The 18,514-nt window shown below is 68.2% G+C and carries 14 protein-coding genes; 10 read left to right on the forward strand and 4 right to left on the reverse strand.

Annotated elements, in window-relative coordinates; translation table 11 throughout:
• Positions 1–17: 17 nt before the first annotated feature.
• Positions 18–266, reverse strand: coding sequence for a phosphopantetheine-binding protein (locus tag GO592_RS02905; RefSeq protein WP_037230874.1), 249 nt, complete (start codon positions 264–266; stop codon positions 18–20).
• 146 nt (positions 267–412) lie between these two features.
• On the opposite strand from GO592_RS02905, the gene entS reads away from it, so the two are divergent.
• Positions 413–1,678, forward strand: a complete 1,266-nt coding sequence (entS, locus tag GO592_RS02910; RefSeq protein WP_007296534.1) for an enterobactin transporter EntS — start codon at positions 413–415, stop codon at positions 1,676–1,678.
• Positions 1,679–1,694: 16 nt separating this feature from the next.
• On the opposite strand, the gene GO592_RS02915 is transcribed toward entS, so the two are convergent.
• From GO592_RS02915 to GO592_RS02925, 3 genes are all read right to left on the reverse strand, one after another.
• Positions 1,695–2,759: an iron-siderophore ABC transporter substrate-binding protein gene (locus GO592_RS02915; RefSeq protein ID WP_039950801.1), complete on the reverse strand. Its 1,065-nt coding sequence runs from the start codon at positions 2,757–2,759 to the stop codon at positions 1,695–1,697.
• A complete protein-coding gene (locus GO592_RS02920) occupies positions 2,756–9,838 on the reverse strand; it encodes an amino acid adenylation domain-containing protein (RefSeq protein ID WP_007296532.1) in 7,083 nt (2,360 codons plus the stop codon). The genes GO592_RS02915 and GO592_RS02920 overlap by 4 nt, the downstream gene beginning before the upstream one ends.
• Before the next feature lie 171 nt (positions 9,839–10,009).
• The gene (locus GO592_RS02925; protein ID WP_007296531.1) at positions 10,010–10,657 is read right to left on the reverse strand and encodes an isochorismatase family protein; all 648 of its coding nucleotides are present in this window, start codon (positions 10,655–10,657) and stop codon (positions 10,010–10,012) included.
• A gap of 223 nt (positions 10,658–10,880) precedes the next feature.
• On the opposite strand from GO592_RS02925, the gene GO592_RS02930 reads away from it, so the two are divergent.
• The 9 genes from GO592_RS02930 (at position 10,881) to fahA (ending at position 18,481) form a co-directional block, all read left to right on the forward strand.
• Positions 10,881–11,477: a DUF4178 domain-containing protein gene (locus GO592_RS02930; RefSeq protein ID WP_007296530.1), complete on the forward strand. Its 597-nt coding sequence runs from the start codon at positions 10,881–10,883 to the stop codon at positions 11,475–11,477.
• The gene (locus GO592_RS02935) at positions 11,474–11,977 is read left to right on the forward strand and encodes a DUF2617 family protein (RefSeq protein ID WP_007296529.1); all 504 of its coding nucleotides are present in this window, start codon (positions 11,474–11,476) and stop codon (positions 11,975–11,977) included. Before GO592_RS02930 ends, GO592_RS02935 begins: the two co-directional genes overlap by 4 nt.
• Positions 11,965–12,387: a DUF4247 domain-containing protein gene (locus GO592_RS02940; protein WP_007296528.1), complete on the forward strand. Its 423-nt coding sequence runs from the start codon at positions 11,965–11,967 to the stop codon at positions 12,385–12,387. The genes GO592_RS02935 and GO592_RS02940 overlap by 13 nt, the downstream gene beginning before the upstream one ends.
• 28 nt (positions 12,388–12,415) lie before the next feature.
• The gene (locus GO592_RS02945; RefSeq protein WP_005251488.1) at positions 12,416–12,886 is read left to right on the forward strand and encodes a DUF350 domain-containing protein; all 471 of its coding nucleotides are present in this window, start codon (positions 12,416–12,418) and stop codon (positions 12,884–12,886) included.
• Between the two features lie 4 nt (positions 12,887–12,890).
• Positions 12,891–14,462 carry a polyamine aminopropyltransferase gene (locus GO592_RS02950; protein ID WP_007296527.1) on the forward strand — a complete coding sequence of 524 codons (1,572 nt, stop codon included), beginning with the start codon at positions 12,891–12,893 and terminating at the stop codon, positions 14,460–14,462.
• A gap of 133 nt (positions 14,463–14,595) precedes the next feature.
• Positions 14,596–15,150: a MarR family winged helix-turn-helix transcriptional regulator gene (locus GO592_RS02955; protein ID WP_007296526.1), complete on the forward strand. Its 555-nt coding sequence runs from the start codon at positions 14,596–14,598 to the stop codon at positions 15,148–15,150.
• Positions 15,151–15,249: 99 nt separating this feature from the next.
• Positions 15,250–16,449 (forward strand): homogentisate 1,2-dioxygenase, encoded by a 1,200-nt coding sequence (locus GO592_RS02960; RefSeq protein WP_007296525.1) that lies wholly within the window; start codon positions 15,250–15,252, stop codon positions 16,447–16,449.
• Positions 16,446–17,303, forward strand: coding sequence for a hypothetical protein (locus GO592_RS02965; RefSeq protein WP_007296524.1), 858 nt, complete (start codon positions 16,446–16,448; stop codon positions 17,301–17,303). The genes GO592_RS02960 and GO592_RS02965 overlap by 4 nt, the downstream gene beginning before the upstream one ends.
• Positions 17,300–18,481 carry a fumarylacetoacetase gene (fahA, locus tag GO592_RS02970; RefSeq protein ID WP_007296523.1) on the forward strand — a complete coding sequence of 394 codons (1,182 nt, stop codon included), beginning with the start codon at positions 17,300–17,302 and terminating at the stop codon, positions 18,479–18,481. Before GO592_RS02965 ends, fahA begins: the two co-directional genes overlap by 4 nt.
• Positions 18,482–18,514 lie beyond the last annotated feature (33 nt).

Raw genomic sequence — 18,514 nt, forward strand, 5'->3', positions numbered from 1 at the left:
GTAGGCGGTGGGACCGCTCAGCGTGCTGCCGTCACCTCGAACCAGGCGTCGAGTGTCGGCTCACCGACCAGGTCCACGAGATCCACCTGGACGCCGTCCGCCCGCCATCGTTCGACCAGCGCCATCACGCGCACGGAATCCATTCCCTCGTCGAGGAGGTTCGCGGAATCGTCGATCTCGGCGACCGGGACGTCGAGCACGTCGGCTACGTCGGCGCGGATTCGGTCGCGGGTCGGAACTGTGCTGGGAGCGGAACTCACTGTCATCCTCCGGTGCCTCGGTCGAACCACGGCCCGTTGAGCCGATTCGACGACATGGGGTAGGTTGCTGGGTTAGTGAAGCCTAAGCATAGTTGCTCTCCGCGCGAACGGCGAAACGGAGAGCTGTTGCAACCGAATGTGAATGGATGACAATGGCTGGATTATCGCGATACGCAATCGACGTGACGCCTCTACGGACGAGTCGCGAGTTCCGATACATCTTCATTGCCCGCACGATCTCCATCTTCGGTCTGGGTCTGCTCCTGGTGGCGGTGCCGCTGCAGGTGTACGACATGACGAATTCCACACTGGCAGTGGGCGCGGCGAGCATCGTCGTGGGCTCCTCGGTGTTCATCGGCACCCTGTTCGGCGGCGTGATCGCCGACCGGCACGACCGCCGACCGGTCATCTCGCTCGCCCGTGCCGCAGCGGGTCTGGCGTTCGCGATCCTCGCGGTCAACGCGTTCCTCCCCACACCCCAGTTGTGGATCATCTACCTGTGTGGCGTGATCGAGGGCCTCGCCGGCGGCATCTCCGCGACCGCGCTGATGGCGGTGATCCCGTCGCTGCTCCCCAAGGACAAGATGGCCGCCGCCGGTGCCCTGATGACCGTGATGGCCGACCTCGGCACGGTCGCGTCACCGGCCATCGGCGGTGTGATCATCGCGGCGACATCTGTGGGCACCAACTACGTTCTGGCCGCGGTGTCCTCGGGAATCACCGCGTACTGCATCGCCAGGCTGCCGTCGCTGCCGCCGCCGGTCAAGAACACCGAGAGTCCGCTGCGGTCGATCGTCAGCGGTTTCACCTATGCCACCAAGGACTCCGTGGTCGGTGGGACGCTTCTGGTCGGCTTCTGCGCCATGATGCTGACCGGCTGGAACGTGCTGCTGCCCGCCTACGCCAGCCAGGTCCTCCACGCCGGACCGGCGGCCACCGGACTGCTCTACAGCGCCCCCGCGGTCGGCGCCCTCACCGGATCACTCACGAGTGGCTGGACGGGGACTGCTCGTCGCGGTGGCCTGATCGTGTTCCTCGCGGCCATGATCGCGTCGGCCGGGCTGATCGGCGTCGGCGCCGTCCCGATGATCGCAGTCACGTTCCTCGGGCTCGCCGCGCACGGATTCGGCCGCGTCCTCGGTGACATCCTCCGGTACGCGGTAATCCAGACCGAGACCCCCGAGGAATACCGCGGACGCGTCGCCGGTGTGTGGGGCGCCCAGATCTCCACGGGCTCGGCCGCCGGAGCGCTCGTCGCCGGCGCCGTCGGCGCCGCGGTGGGTCCGCGGGAGGCGTTCCTCCTCTACGGGGCGGGCGGCATCGTGGTGCTGGCGGTTCTCGCACTGACCTTGAAGGGGTTGCGCACCTACAGCAGTGCCGCTGCCGAGGAGGACGACCTCTCGGCAGCGGCACAGTGACGCTGTCAGGTGGAAACTAGCTGGCCTGAGCGTTGTTCGCGGCCTGCGACAGCTGCGGGAGCAGCTTGTCCAGCAGCCACGGCATGCTGAGCACGTTCGGTGAGCTCGACGCGAACACCAGCGGCGGGTCGGTCAGACCCACGTAGGCGTTGTCGCGCACGGCCTTCATCCCGGCGAACAGCGGATTCGACTGGACCTCGTTCTGCAGCTCCGGTGACAGGTACCAGGCGAGCAGCACGTCCGGGTTGTACGTCGGCAGCAGTTCCAGGCTGACGGGGGCCGCGAACTTGGTCTGGTCACTGCTCTCGCGCAACTGCTGGGCGAGCGGATCGACCGTGAAACCGAGGCTGGCCAGCATCTTCAGGCGAGGATCGGTGTCGAAGTAGAAGTTGTACGACCCCGGCTCGGTGCCACTACCGAATGCCACCGTCTTCCCGGCGAACTCGGGGTGCTGCGACTTCGCCTGCGCGAGGGTGTCCTGCGTCTGGGTCACCAGTGCCTCGGCCTGTGCCGACCGGCCGAGGGCCTTGCCGACGGTGGTGATCTGGTCTTCCCAGCTGGTGGCCCAGCGACGCTCCGGGTACGCCACGGTGGGGGCGATGGCCGAGAGCTTGTCGTACTGTTCCTGGTTCACGCCCGAGTGCACGGCCAGGATCACGTCGGGGGCGAGTGCCGCGATCTGCTCGTACGGCATCTCCTTGCTCGACGCCGTCAGCAACGTGGGTTCCGCGTTCGGATCGAGCTCTTCGAGCTTCGCCCGCGACCACGGCAGCAGGCCGTCGTCGGTTCCCGTGTCCGACTTCATGTTCTGCACGGCGACGGGCACGACGCCGAGCGACAGTGCCGCGTCCTCGCTGCCCCAGCCGAGCGTGACGACACGTTCCGGGGCCTCCGTGATCTCCGCGGTGCCGAGCGCCGACGGAATCGACACGGGGAAGGCCGACGCGTCGGCCTGTCCGGTGGCGGATCCCGCCGCGTCGGTCGAGTCGGTATTCGACTCGCTGCAGGCACCCGCGAAGAGCGCGGTTGCCGCCATCATCACGATTCCGGCTCTACGCCAGTATCTTCCGGACGGTTTCATCGATCTCCCTGTTCTTTGTTGATGGGGTTCATGCGCGAGCCGAACGAGGCGAGGGCCTCGTTCACGACGGAGCCGACTTCGCCGATCCAACGGGGCTGAGTCATGTCCTTGTGCTCGCAGTCGAGGTCGTGGTTGACGATGGTGCCGGTCAGGTAGGGCCGCCACAGGTCGTACGTCGCCGCGGTCGCAGGATTCCTGGCCGCAGTGAAGAAGAGCATGTCGGAGTCCACGACGATCTGTGAGGGTTCGGATTCGAGGCGCACGGCGTTCGCGAAGTTGTCGATCATCGCGGCCGGTGTGTGCTCGTTGATCCCGGCCAGCGCGCTGCCCTCGCCGCGCAGGATGTCGATCACCTGCTGCCGGTCGAGTCCATCCGCGAGGAGCGGTTCCGGGTCGTAGCCGACCATGTAGAGCAGCGCGGCGAGCGCGTCCTGCTCCGTCGGCATCGAGGCCCACGCGTCCGACGGGAAGGAGTCGAGCATGACGAGCATGCCGAGTTCCTCCCCCTGCTTCTGCAACGCACCGGCGATGGCGTGCGCGACGACGCCGCCCAGTGACCATCCGAGGAGGTGGTAGGGGCCCTTCGGCTGCACGGTCCGCATGTGCTCGATGTACTCGGCAGCCATGTCCTCGAGCGTTTCCGGCGGCCGCTTGGACGTCGACAGGTTGGAGGCCTGCACGCCGTACAGCGGGTAGTCGTCGTCGATGTGCCGCAGCAGGCTCGAGTAGCCCCAGCTGATTCCACCGGCGGGGTGGAAGCAGAACACCGGCGGCTGGGACCCCTCGGTGCGGAAGGGCAGCAGGACGGCCAGCGCGTCGGCGTCGTGATCGTTGTCGAGACGGCCGGCCAGCTGGGCCACCGTCGGCGCCGCGAACAGCGAGGCCACCGTCGCGGTGACGGACAGCCGCTTCGAGATCGCGCTCATCAATCCGGCCGCCATCAGCGAGTGTCCGCCGAGGTCGAAGAAGCTGTCGTCGATGCCGACCCGCTCGATACCGAGAGCCTCGGCGAACAACTGGCACAGCACCTCTTCGCGCGCCGTGCGCGGACCCCGCTCGGACACCTGCAGTGACAGGTGCGGAACGGGAAGCGACGACTGGTCGAGCTTGCCGTTGGGGAGGGTGGGGAACTCGTCGACGGCGATGAACGTAGCCGGGATCATGTAATCCGGCAGCCGGCTGGCGGCGCGGCGGTGCAACTTGTCGGGGTCGATCCGGCCGCCCGGCACCGACGTGGCGTACGCGACCAGCCGCTGATCGCCCGGGCGGTCCTCGCGGACCACGACGACGATGTGCTCGACGTCCGGGTCACCGGACAGCACGGCCTCGATCTCGTTGAGTTCGATGCGGAATCCGCGCACCTTGACCTGGGAGTCGGCGCGGCCGGCGAAATAGATCTGACCGTCCCGGCCCCACCACACCACATCCGACGTCCGGTACATGCGAGTGCCCGGCTCCGCGAACGGGTCGGCGATGAAACGTTCCGCCGTCTTGGGGCTCTGGTTGCGGTATCCCCGGGTGACGCTGTCGCCCGCGAGATACAGCTCGCCGGACACGCCCGGAGGCACCGGCCGCAGCGCGTGGTCCAGGACGTACGCGTGCTTGCCGGGATCGACGACGCCGATGGGGACCGGACCTTCGTGTCCCGGTTCGACGAGAGCCAGGGTGGCGTTGACCGTGCACTCGGTCGGTCCGTACGCGTTGAACAGCCGGCGTCCGGGTGCGTACCGCTCGATCAGCTGGGGTGTGAGCTTCTCGGCACCGAGCATCAGGTCGACGCCGTCCGGGATGGGATGCTCGGGCGGCAACGCGGCGGCGAAAGACGGTGGCACGCCGACGAAGTTCACGTCGTGTTCGTCGATGACGCGGGCGAGCGGCTCACCGGGGATGCGGTCGGCGTCCGTCGCGACCACCAGCGTTCCGCCCGAGAGCACGCCCCACATGATCTGCCAGAACGCGAGGTCGAAGCTGATGGACGAGAAGTGGAGCGCACGAGTGTTGTGGTCCATGCCGATCACGTCCGACTGCAGCGACAGCAGATCCGCGATGCCCAGGTGGGGAACGACGACGCCCTTCGGCACCCCCGTCGATCCGGACGTGTAGATGAGATACGCGGCGTCGTCGAGTTGCAGCGGTCTGCTCCGGTCGGCGTCTGTGGGGCCGGTGACCGGCTGGGCGTCGATCAGGGCCTGCAGGTCCGGATCGTCCAGGTCGAGAATGGGCACGTCGGTGCCCAGCGGGGTGCGGTCGGGCACACCGACGGAGGACGTGAGGATCGCGACCGGTGCGCCGTCGGCGAGCATGTGCGCGATCCGGTCGGCCGGGTAGGTGGGGTCGACGGGAAGGTACGCGGCACCGCTCTTCAGCACGGCGAGAACGCTGACGATCAGCTCGGCGGAGCGGTCGAGTGCGAGCGCGACCACGTCACCGGGGCCGGCACCACGCGAGATCAGCAGGTGGGCAATCCGATTCGCCCGTTCGTCGAGCTGCCGGTAGGTGAGGGAGACCGCCGGTCGCACGCTCGCACCGACGGCGAGGGCCTCGGCGTCGGGTGTCTGCGCCACCTGCGCGGAGAAGTACTCGTCGAACGTGCGGGCCGGGATGGAGTGCTCCGCGTGGGACCATTCGCCGAGCACCCGGCCCCGCTCCTGCGGGGTCAGGATGTCGAGCCGGGCGATCCGCTGCTCGTGGTTCGCGACGAGCCGCTCGATCACCACGGCGAGGCGGTCCGCGAAGGATTCGACGGTCGCGGCATCGAAGAGTTCGGTGGAGTACTCGAACGTCACGTCGACCCCGCCGCTGTCCGGGCTTTCTTGGAAGCGCAGCGCCAGATCGAATTTCGCGGACGTCGCGTCGAGCATCCGTACCGAGGCGGTGGTCCCGGCGAATCGCTCCGCCGCACCGTCCTGTTTCCAGTGCGACAGCATCACCTGGAAGAGGGGATGGCGGGCCGACGACCGTGGGGGATTGACGAGTTCGACGATCCGGTTGAACGGCACGTCGGCGTGGTCGACGGCGTCGAGGTCGACGGCTCTGACCCGGTCCAGCAGTTCGTCGAACGTCGGGTCGCCCGAGACGTCGGTCCGCAGGACCACCGTGTTGACGAAGCAGCCCACCATGGCGTCGAGGTCGGGGTGACTACGACCCGCGACAGGCACGCCGAGGGCGATGTCCTCGCCGGCGCCCAGCCTTTCGAGCAGCACGGCCACGGCGGCGTGCACGATCATGAAGAAGCTCGCGCGCCGCTCGGCAGCGAGCGACTCGACGGCCGCGTGCAGCGACGGCGACAGCGTGCGGTGGACGCTCGCGCCGCGGTTGGTGGGCAGGGCGGGCCGGGGGCGGTCGGTGCGCCAGCCCAGTTCGAGTGGCAGACCGGCGAGTTGCTCACGCCAGTAGTCGAGTTGGCCGGTCAACAACGGGGTCGCGTCGTCGTCGCCGGCGCCGATGCGTTCGCGTTGCCACACCGCGACGTCCGGGTACTGCAACGGCAGCGGCGTGAACTCCGGTGCCCGTCCGGCGCGGCGGGCGTTGTACGCGAACGCGAGATCGTCGAGGAGTTTCGACTGCGACCACTCGTCGCCGATGATGTGGTGCATCAACAGGACCAGTGTGCGCTGCGGTTCGTACAGCACCGCGCGCAGCGGCGGCTGGTCGGTGAGCCCGAGACCCACCGTCGTCATCGCCGCGATGTGTCCCTCGATGTTGCCGACGTTGTCGACTCGTTCGAGCCGGACCTTCGCGTCTCCGGCGGGAAGGACGACCTGGTGGGGCACCGAGTCGACGAGGGGGAACACCGTCCGCAACGACTGATGCCGGGTCACGACGTCCGCGAGCGCCGCTGACAGGGCGTCGGGTTCGAGGCCTTCCCCGAAATCGACGGCCAGCGCCAGCAGGTACGTTCCGCCGCCGGCCGCGCTGTCGAGGAACCACAGGCGTTCCTGCGCGGGCGACAACGGCACCGGCGTGCCCTCGGGGAGGCCCCGCGGGGACGGCCTGCTCGCCGACACCGGCTCGCCGGCATCCTCCAACTGCGCGGCCACGGCAGCCACGGTGGGATTCTCGAAGACCGTCGCAACTCGCAGCGGAACACCCAGTTCGGCAGTGATCGCGGACACGAGAGCGGCGGCGAGGAGAGAGTTTCCGCCGAGTGCGAAGAAGTCGTCGTGGACGCCGACCTCCTCGGCGCCGAGCACCGAGGTGAACAGCGGGAGGATCCGGGCTTCGGTGGCGGTCCGCGGTGTGTCGCAGGCCTGTCCGAGCCAACGGGGGGCGGGCAGCGCGTCCTTGTCGACCTTGCCGTTGTGGGTCAACGGCAATCGGTCGAGCATCACCAGTGCGGACGGCGTCATGTACCCGGGGAGGGAGCGGACCAGGTGCGCCCTTACTTCCTCCTCGACAGCGTCGTGCTCGCTGCCGGGCCGGGGAACGACGTACCCGACGATCCGCTGGTCGCCGCCGGCCCGCCCGTGCACCGTGGCCACCGCCGCCTGCACGTCGGGCACCGCAGTCATCGCGGCGCCGACATCGCCGAGTTCGACACGGTAACCGCGCAATTGGATCTGGTCGTCGATCCGGCCGTGGTAGTGGAGCGCGCCGGTCGCGTCGTACTGTGCGAGGTCGCCGGTGCGGTACATGCGCGTCCCGCTCGGTGCGAACGGGTCGGCCACGAACCGTCCCGACGTCAGGTCGGGGCGCCCGAGGTAGCCCGGGGACAGTCCGGGGCCGGACACGTAGATCTCGCCGGTGACGCCGGGCGGTACCGGACGCAGCCCCGGTCCGAGGACGTACGTGCGGAGGTCGCCGAGTGGAACGCCGATGTCGACGACGTCGGCGGCAGTGACCTTCGTGGCGGTGACGTGCACGGTGGTCTCGGTGATTCCGTACATGTTGACCAGTTCGGTTCCCGCGTCCGGGCCGGTCGCGGCGAACCAGGCGCGCAGGACGGCGGGATCGAGAGCCTCACCGCCGAACACGACGTACCGCAGTCGCAGCCGGTCGAACGAGTCCGCGCGGACGAGAGCGTCGACGAGATGCCCGAACGCGGACGGCGTCTGGTTCAGCACCGTCACACCCTCGTCGACGAGAAGTGCGGCGAGGTCGGCCGGTGACGTCAGGGTGGCCTCGTCGACCGTGACGAGGCGGCCGCCCTGCAGCAGCGCACCCCAGATCTCCCAGACGGAGAAATCGAATGCATACGAGTGCAGCAGCGGCCAGCAGTCGTCCTCGGTGAACGTGAACCATTCACGGGACACGTCGAACAGCCGCATCACGTTACGGTGCGGAATCGGAACGCCCTTGGGGACACCGGTGGATCCGGAGGTGTAGATGATGTACGCGATGTCGTCCGCGCGCACCGCGTTCTCGAGTTCGCCCAGCTCGGACTGCGCCGCGCCCTCCTCGATTCGTGGGAGGTCGCCGAGCAGATCGGCGGATCCGATCCCCAGCGACGGCTGCGCGTCCCGCAGGATGAACCGGGCGCGGTCGGCCGGGGAGGACGGATCGATCGGCAGGTAGGTCGCGCCGCTGCGGAGAATCGCGAGGACGGCGACGATCAGGTCGGTGCCGCGGGGGAGGCTGACGGCCACGACCGTTCCGCGGCCGGCGCCGGCCGACCTCAGTTGCCGGGCCAGGGCGGCGCTGCGATTCGAGAGTTCTTGGTACGTCAGATCGTTCACCGCGATGCGGTCCGGGTGGGTGCGCACCTGGGTGAGGAAGGCGGAGACGATGCTGTCCGGAAGCGCCGCTGCGGTGCCGGTGGTCCGGTCGAGGCCGGCCGCCGACCGCCACAGGTCCAGTTCGTCCGGAGCGCAGACGTCGACCACGGAGACGGGTTCAGCTGTCACGGAGATGGTTCGGAGGTAGTGCGCGAATCGGTGTGCGTGATCCCGGATCTCGTCGTCCGTGTAGACCTCGGGATTTCCGGCCCATTCGAGGGTGAGCTCGTCCCCGGCACCCGAGACGGAGATCACCACGTCCTCCACCGGACCGGTGGCGAGCTGATGCACCGCCCCGAACGTGGGACCGAAAGCGATTCTGGCGGCGAACGGTTTGACGTTCACCACCGCTCCGCCGGTGGCGCGGATCCCGGCGTCCCGGACGCGCTGGAACGGTCGGGTCTCGGACAGTGCGGCGGCCACTCTGTCGATCACGCCGGCGAACGTCGGTCGCGCGTCGAGCGGAATGCGGAGCGGCACAATGTTCGTGGCCGTCACGGGCGACGCCAGCTCGATGCCCTGCCGGGCCAGAACCGGCACGCGGAGCCGGACTTCTTCCGCTCCCGTGTGGGCGCCGAGGTAGGCGGCCGCGGCCGCATAGACCGCCTCGGCCCACGTCGTCGCCTGCACGGTGGCCGCCTCGCGCAGGGTCTTCGCCACCGCGGGCTCGATCGCGAGCGTGCAGCGATGCGGGTCGGGGACGGGCCGGCGCACGGTGTCGCTGAATCCGGCCGGACGGGAAGCGTCGTGCGGCGCGTCGATGTCGGGGGTCGCGGCATCGAATTCCCGTGCCGCCTGGACGTGCGCCCGCAACGAAGGGAACTTCGCCGGCCGGGGTTCCGTGCCCGCGAGCCGGGCCGCGTACAGCGCCGCGACGCGGCGGGTGAGCAACGAATACCCGTAGGCATCGAGCAACGCGTGCGGGGCGCGGAGGTACCAGAGCACACCGGATTCGGTCGTGATCAGTGCCGTGCGCACGAGGGGAGCGGAGTCGAAGTCGAGCGGTCGGCGCACGTCCTCGCGCATCCACTCCAGGGCTGCGGCCCGGTCGCGTTGGAGACGTTCGAGTTCGGGGGCGTGGCGACGATCGTGCATCTGGACGACGTCAGCCGAATCGGCACCGGGTTCGGCCTCGAATCGGACCGAGAGCACCTCGGCCTCCTCGATCACCGTGCGTACCGCCGCGCCGAGAGCGTCGATGTCGACGGGGGCGGCGACCTCCACGTATTCGGCCGTGGTGAACGCCGATCGGGTCGGGTCGAGAAGGTGCCCGGCCCACAGCTCGCGCTGGGCGGCGGTCAAGCAGACGTCGGCCGTGTCCTCCCCGGTCTGCGGGGTGGACGGCGACGAGATCGAATGGGACATCGAACAGGCACTCCTGATGCTTTCGGCTTTCGGGCGTGGGGATTCCGGGCTTTCAGCTACTCAGCGTGTCAGGTTAGCCTAACCACATCGATTGTGGTGATCCGACTGCCGAGCACACCGGCGCAGGCTTCGGAACGAAGCGCTGCGCCGGAGTGTGGGCTTCGGGTCGACTCAGCCGACTTGTAGCGGGGAGAGCGCGGCGACCAGCGCATCCGTGGTGGTCACCGAACCGCAGCGCTTCGCCGCATAGGTGAGCGCCATGAGGTGCTCGGCACGGCTGAAATCCGCGGTCGCGTCGGAGACCAGGAACGGCTGCACGTCCGACATGAACGCCTCGGCGGCACTCAGCATGCAGCCCATGTGCGCGTAGACGCCCGTCACGATCAGCTGGTCGCGGCCGTGGTGGCCGAGCAGCTGCCGGAGGTCGGTGCGCTGGAACGCCGAATACCGCCATTTGGTCACCTGGATGTCACCCTCGCGGGGGGCGAGCGGCTCGACCACCTCGGTATCGCGACCCGACGTCAGTCCCGGGCCCCAGAAGTCGGCGAGGATGCCACGGCGCGACGGGTGCTGGTCGCCCGGCTGCATCGTGTAGATCACGGGAATACCGGCTTCCGAGCACAGTTCGCGGATCCGGACCATGTTCGCCAGCGCGGTCGACATCGGCTCCGCACGCACGTCGTACGCGTCGATGAAGTAGTTCTGCATGTCGTGGACCAGCAGTGCGGAACGCCGGGGGTCGAGGCGCCAGGACACCTTCGATTCGGGGACCTCGTGGATCTCCGGGATCGTGTAGGACGAGATGGGCGGGATGGCCATATGGTTCCTCACGGTCGGTCTTGTCGGCGTCTGGGCGTATGCCGCGCGAATCTCGGTGAACGACAGCGCTCCGCTCCACCGCTCGCGCGTTCGGTTAGGCTAGCCTTTGCTACCAGGCTCTGCAATCGCCAGGTGTGTGGGTGCGCGGCGCACAGTAGGGTGACTGAGCGGTGGGGGCCGGGCGCCGGTCTCCCATGCCGGAGCCGCTGACCAGGAGAGACTGTTGACCACGCTGCTGTTACTGCTGCTGATCGTCGTCGTGATCGTGGGCATCGTGCTGATCCTGCGGAATCGGGCCGGGAAGAAGTCCACTCCTGCTGCCAGGGTCGATCCGCTCGCCGACTACCCGGAGGTCTACGACCCGTACAAGATCGGAGTCGGCGACATCATCACGTACGCCGGAATCGATCACGTCGTGCGCGGCACCATCACCCTCGACGAAGAGGGATACATCTGGCACGAACACCTCCTCGACGGGTCGACCGGTCAGCGCTGGCTGACCGTCGAGAACGACGAGGGCAACCTCGACATGACGCTGTGGATGCGCCGCGAGGGCACGGGACTCGAACCGGACGGTGACGTGATCCTCGACGACAGGGTGCACCGGCAGATCGAGCGCGGCACCGCCTCGTTCACCGCGGAAGGCACCACCGGAACCGCACCCCAGGGCATCGTCGACTACGCCGACTACGAGACGGCCGACAAGACCGGCCTGCTGTCCTTCGAACGCTGGGCGCGGACGCAATCGTGGGAGGTCTCCACGGGCCGCGCCGTCACGCGGGGTGAACTCACCGTGATCCATTCCGGTCCGCCGCAGTGACACTGCACGTCCTCGACATCGAGTCGCGTGATGTGACGGCCGAGGCACTCGGTCTCGTCGTGAACGCCGAAACACCGCTTCCGTTGGCCGAACTCACCATCACGCACGGTGACGACCGAGTGACGCTCGCAGTTCTCGGGGCGTCGCACGCGGTGACCGCGTCCGCCGCGGGCAGGCAGCTCACCGAACAGGTGTCGTGCGACGCGATCCGGGCCGGCGGCAGGCCGCTGCCGGCATCCGACAGCGCGAGCGGGTACCGGTTCGACTCGACCACCGACACCGTCGACCGCACCCACCTCGAGCAGACCGCCGACTGGCTGCGGCGCCAGGCCACCGAGGTGGACGGGTGGATCTGCGGGGCGTTCCCCGGCGACCACACCGCACTGACGGCGCTCACGGCAGCGAAAGATTCGGACGGATGGGCCTGGCAGACCTGGCATCTGTACCCAGGAGACAAGGGTGGGGTGATCGTGAAAACTCGAAGCAGGTGGCAGCCGTGAGCCGGTTCGGTGTGCGCGTGCGACTCGCCCCGATGCTGCTCCTGGTATTGGCCGCGACCGCGTGCGGCGGCGGCGTCCGCGACTACATCGCCGACACCTACGCCCTGCAGAACACCGCGGGCGACGCCAAGACGTACACGTCGAACGACCCGGTGGGGACGACCGTGTCGAACATCGTCGCCGAAGAGGAACCGGCAGCGCGGAAGGCGGACGGCGGCAGCGAATACCTGCGCTACGACGACGACATCGTCACGGTCAGCGCCGGGCCGGGTGGCGGCAGCCTCGTCCGCGTCGAAGACATCGACGGACGGTACCGGAGTGGCGGGTTCGCCTATCTGGGGCCCGGTTTCAACCCCGGTTCACCGGCGGGCGGCGCCAGCGGCAGCGGCGGATCCGGAAGCGCGAAATGACAGAGAACACTCGACTGGGGAGAAGCGCGTGAACACCACCTACACGGCGGCAGCAACGGAAATCGGCAGCGTCGACGTCGGACTGCTCGCCGTCGGCATGCTCGGCACCCTGGCGTATTTCGTCATCGGCATCGCCGTCCTCGGAGTCGGCTTCGCGGTACTCGACCTCGCCACCCCCGGCAATCTCCGGCACCAGGTGTACGTCGACAAGAACCCCAACGCGGCAATCCTGCTCGCGTCGAACCATCTCGCCCTCGCCGTCGTCGTGGTGACGGCAATCCTCACCAGCTCCGACGGATTCGCGCAGGGTCTCGCCGACTCCGCGGTCTACGGCCTCTTCGGTGTGCTGCTGCAGGTCATCGCGCTGCGCCTGATGAATCTGCTGCTGCCGGGGCAACTCGTCGGTCTGGTCGGGAACCCGCAGATGTGCGGTGCCGCCTGGGCGGTCGGTGCGAGCCTCTTCGCCATCGGCCTCGTGAACGCCGCCGCACTCACCTGACCTCGTGACGACCACAGCGGCAGAGCCGAATTCCTCCACCACCCGCGCACTCGGCGGGCGAGCCAGGGCGTTCCTGCTCGCCGCGGTGGCAGCCTGTGCGGCGTGCGGGCTGATCTACGAACTGGCTCTGCTGACACTGTCGGTCAGTCTGACCGGCGGCGGGATCACCCAGACGTCGCTGATCGTCGCGGGTTTCGTGGCCGCACTCGGGGTGGGTGCCCTCGCCGCCAAGCCGCTGCTCTCCACCGCGGCCGCGTCGTTCGTGGTCGTCGAGATCGTCCTCGGCCTCGTCGGCGGGTTCAGTGCAGTGACGCTGTACGTCACCTTCACGTTCTTCGGTTCCAGCGCAATCGTTCTGGTGCTCGCCACCGCACTGATCGGTGTGCTGGTGGGCGCCGAGGTGCCGCTGCTGATGACGCTGCTGCAGTCCGGACGAAGCGACACCGACGCCGAGAGCACCGGAAAAGTGCTGGCAAACCTCAACGCCGCCGACTACGCAGGCGCCCTGGTCGGTGGCCTGCTCTGGCCGTTCGTCCTGCTGCCGGCAGCCGGGATGATCCGCGGCGCCGCCATCACCGGCATCATCAATCTCGTTGCCGCCGCGGTGGTGGCGCTGATCCTGCTGCGGTGGCAGCTGAGCCTGCGCACCCGGTTGCTCGCCGTCGTAGCGATGCTCGTCGCCGCCGCGTGCATCGCGGTGCTGCTGGTGCGCGCCGACGACATCGAGACCACGTCGCGGCAACGGCTCTACACCGATCCGGTGGTCGCCGCGGAAAGGTCGCAGTACCAGGAGATCGTCGTCACCGAGCGCGGGGGAGACGTGCGGCTCTTCCTCGACGGCGACCTCCAGTTCTCCAGCGTCGACGAACATCGCTACACCGAATCGCTGGTGTACCCCGCGATGGCGGACGACCCGAAGCGGGTACTGATCCTCGGCGGGGGCGACGGCCTCGCCGCCCGAGAGGTCCTGCGACTGCCCGGGGTCGAGGAGATCGTGCAGGTGGAACTCGACCCGGCGGTCATCGAACTCGCGAACACCCGGCTGTCCGGGCTGAATCAGGGAGCACTGCAGGACCCGCGGGTGCACGTCGTCCTCGACGACGCCTTCCGGTGGCTACGGGACGCACCCGATTCGGGTTTCGACGCCGTCATCGTGGACCTCCCCGATCCGGACACCCCGGCGCTCGGACGCCTGTACTCCACCGAGTTCTACGGTCTCGCCGCCGCCGCCCTGAACCCCGGCGGACTGATGGTGGTGCAGTCGGGAAGCCCCTATTCGACGCCGGACGCGTACTGGCGCACTACGTCGACGGTCGCGTCCGCGGGTCTGGCCGTCACGCCGTACCACGTGCTGGTGCCGAGTTTCGGGGACTGGGGTTACGTCCTCGCCCGGCGCGGACCCGAACCGCCGGCCCTGCGCCTGCCCCGCGACGTCCCCGAACTGCGCTTCCTCGACGAGCCGACCCTCGCCGCGTCCGCGATCTTCCCGCGCGACCGTCCCCGCCGCGAACTCGAGCCCTCCACCCTCGACCGCCCGCGGATCGTCGACGACATGCGGAAGGGCTACGAGCGCTGACGCGCCCGTGAGTACTTATTAACCGCCGGGCGTTAATAAGTACTCACAGGCCGAAGGCATATAGTTCATGGATATACTAAAAGCGGAGGTGGCGGGCACTGGGCCCGCCACCGGCTCGCGATAGGGTTCCCCCATGACCGATGACGCAGCGCCGGTGCCCGTCGAGGTGCCCGACGGCCTCGACTTCTGGTCGTTCATCGAACTGGCGAACAGGCGCCTGAGCACGGAATACGGCTCGACGCACGAACTCGCCACCCAGGTGCTTCTGACGTTGAACCGCGCGTCGAACGTGGTGACGTACGACCTGGAGTCGTCGATTCACCGTCCGCGCGGGCTGTCGTGGTCGGCGTTCCGGCTGATGTTCGTGACGTGGCTGGCCGGCCCCGTCGAGTCGAAGACGGCGGCCAAACTCACCGGCATGAGCAGGGCTGCGGTCTCGAATCTGACGAAGACGCTGGTCGGTGGCGGTCTGATGGAGCGGACTCCGGACGAGCGGGACGGCCGGTCCGTCCAGCTGTCGCTCACCGAGAAGGGCCGGAGCGAGATCGGTGAGATCTACCGTGAGCAGAACGAGCGGGAACATGCCTGGGCGAGTGTTCTCACCGAACCGGAGCAGCGCGTTCTCGTCATGCTGCTGGACAAGCTGATCACCAATCGCAGCCAGTTCGACGTCCGCGGTCGTAACTGAGCCTGCTGTGCCTCCCGGAAAATCTGTGCTTGCCATCACGCCCGCAATTTAGTTAATGTATTTACTAATACGGAACACGCACTTCTAGGGAGGCCGGTCATGGCGTTCTATCGGCACGTGGGCAACATCCCGCCCAAGCGGCACACCCAGCACCGTGACGACAGCGGTCAGCTCTACTTCGAGGAATTGATGGGAGAAGAGGGCTTCTCCTCGGATTCCTCACTGCTCTACCACCGCCACATCCCGTCGGCGATCGTCGATGCCACCGTGTGGGAGCTGCCCGACCAGAGCACGACTCCCAATCATCCGCTCAAGCCGCGTCACCTGAAGTTGCACGACCTGTTCCCGGAGACGGTCTGGGCCGACACCGATGTGGTCACCGGACGCCGGTTGATCCTCGGCAACGCGGACGTCCGCATCTCCTACGTGGTTGCCGGCAAGGAGTCGCCGCTGTACCGCAACGCGATCGGCGACGAGATGGTCTACGTCGAATCCGGCGCCGCCACCGTCGAAACCGTGTTCGGCGCGCTCGAGGCGAAGCAGGGCGATTACGTTCTCATTCCGATGTCGACCACCCACCGCTGGATCCCGCAGGGCCCGGAACCGTTGCGCGCCTACGCGATGGAGGCCAACAGTCACATCGTGCCGCCGAAGCGTTACCTGTCCCGGTTCGGCCAGTTGCTCGAGAACGCACCCTACTGCGAGCGCGACCTGCACGGGCCGTCCGACACGTTGCAGGTCGAGGGCGCCGACGTGGAGGTGCTCGTCAAGCACCGCACGTCGCACGGGATCGTCGGCACGCGAATGGTGTACCCGCAGCATCCCTTCGACGTCGTGGGCTGGGACGGGTGCCTCTACCCCTACACGTTCAACATCTCCGACTACGAGCCCATCACCGGTCGCGTGCACCAGCCGCCGCCGGCGCATCAGGCGTTCGAGGGCAACAACTTCGTCATCTGCAACTTCGTGCCCCGCAAGGTCGACTACCACCCGCTGTCGATTCCGGTGCCGTACTACCACTCGAACGTCGACTCCGACGAGATCATGTTCTACGTCGGCGGAGACTACGAGGCGCGCAAGGGTTCCGGCATCGGCCAGGGTTCGATCTCGATTCACCCCGGCGGGCATGCGCACGGTCCGCAGCCGGGCGCTTACGAACGCAGCATCGGGGCCGAGTTCTTCGACGAACTCGCCGTCATGGTCGACACGTTTCGCCCGCTCGAACTCGGCGAGGGTGCAGTGGCCTGCGAGGACTCGGGCTACGCGTGGACGTGGGCAGGACGGGGGCCCAAGCAGTGATCTCCGCCCTCTTCGCCGGCCTCTGCGACGACGCCGCCCTCTTCCCACCCGGTAACGCACCCCTGCCCGACGCCGTGCCCGCGCACGCCGGGCATTTGTCGGCGCCGTACGCGGATCTGGTCGGCCCCTTCGTCTTTCCGGTCGCCCGACTCGACGAACTGACACCCGGTCCGCTCGATCTGAGCCTGACACTGCCCGATGGCCCGGCCACGCTCGAATCCGCACTGGACCGCCTGTCGCAGATCGACGGCGCCACCGCGGTGGCACTCGAGATCGCGGTGCCGGCCGAGCAGGCGGCCGCGGAGTTCTTCGCCGCGATGGACGCCGTCGAGACGCTGACCGCCGGACTCGACGTGTTCGTGGAGGTTCCGCGCGGCGAGCGTCGCGCCGATTTCCTCGCCGCGCTGACCGGTAGCCCGTTCGCCGCCAAGTTCCGCACGGGAGGCGTGGTCGCCGAGGCCTACCCGGACGAGGACGAACTCGCATCCGCTCTCGCCACCGTCATCGCGTCGGGCGTTCCGTTCAAGGCCACGGCCGGGCTGCACCACGCCGTTCGCAACACCGATCCGCACACGGGATTCGAACAGCACGGTTTCCTCAACGTGCTGCTCGCCACCCGGCACGCACTCGGCGGCGCCGGTGTCGACGAGGTGGCCGCCACCCTCGCCGAACGCGACGGCGCACTGCTCGCCCGCGAACTGCGCGACCTCCCGGCCGACGTCGTCGGCGCCGTTCGCACCGCCTTCCGATCCTTCGGCACGTGCAGCATCCTCGAACCCCTCGAGGATCTCGTCGCACTGCACCTCGTGCCGTCTTCCGCCCTCGCCTCCGCAGATCAAGGAGCCCACGCATGACCGTCCTCGACATCCCCGCCGATTCCCTCTTCGGGATCGAGAACCTGCCGTACGGCGTGTTCTCGACCGCCGACTCGGCCCCACGGGTCGGAGTGCGGGTGGGAGATTCCGTCGTGGATCTCGCCTCCGCCCTGGGTGACGACGTCTTCGCGCAGCCCACCCTCAATGCCTTCATGGCGCAGGGCCGGGCCCGCTGGACCGAGGTCCGCAGGCAGATCACCGAACTCGTGCAGGGCGACGTCGCCGACACCGCGGTGTTCGCGGTTTCCGACGTGACCCTGCACCTGCCGGTGGCCGTCGCCGACTACGTCGACTTCTACGCCTCCGAGAATCACGCCACCAACCTCGGGCGACTGTTCCGCCCCGACTCCGAGCCGCTGATGCCCAACTGGAAGCACCTGCCGGTCGGGTACCACGGGCGGTCGAGCACCGTCATCGTGTCGGGCATCGACGTCATCCGGCCCTGCGGCCAGCGCAAGACCCCGGCTCAGGACGCCCCCGACTTCGGGCCGTCCCGCCGCCTCGACATCGAGGCCGAGATGGGATTCCTCGTCGGCGTCCCGACGAAGCTGGGGGAGACGATCACCCCGGATCAGTTCGCGGAGCACGTGTTCGGTGCGGTCGTCGTGAACGACTGGTCAGCCCGCGACATCCAGGCCTGGGAGTACGTGCCGCTCGGCCCGTTCCTCGGGAAGAGCTTCGCGACGTCCATCTCGCCGTGGGTGGTTCCCCTCGACGCGCTCGAGGCGGCCCGCATCGACACCCCGACACAGGATCCGCAGCCGCTGCCGTACCTGCGTGGCGAGGAGAAGTGGGGCCTGGACATCGACCTGGCCGTCGAATGGAACGGACACGTCGTGTCGCGTCCGCCGTACGCGCAGATGTACTGGTCGCCGGCGCAGATGCTCGCCCACACCACCGTCAACGGCGCCGCCGCCAGCACGGGCGACCTGTTCGCGTCGGGCACCATCTCCGGACCCGAGAAGGATCAGCGCGGTGCGTTCATCGAACTGACCTGGGGTGGACAGGAACCCGTCGTCGTGGGGGACGAGAAGCGCACGTTCCTCGAGGACGGCGACGAGATCGCCATCTCCGCCACCGCACCGGGCCCGAACGGCACCCGCATCGGCTTCGGCGAGGTGCGGGCCCGCATTGCTCCACCCGTGAGTACTTGTTAACCGCGGGCGGTTGACAAGTACTCACGGGTGGTA

The sequence above is a fragment of the Rhodococcus sp. 21391 genome (genome assembly GCF_016772255.1).
In the GTDB taxonomy this organism is placed as follows: Bacteria; Actinomycetota; Actinomycetes; order Mycobacteriales; family Mycobacteriaceae; genus Rhodococcus_F; species Rhodococcus_F opacus.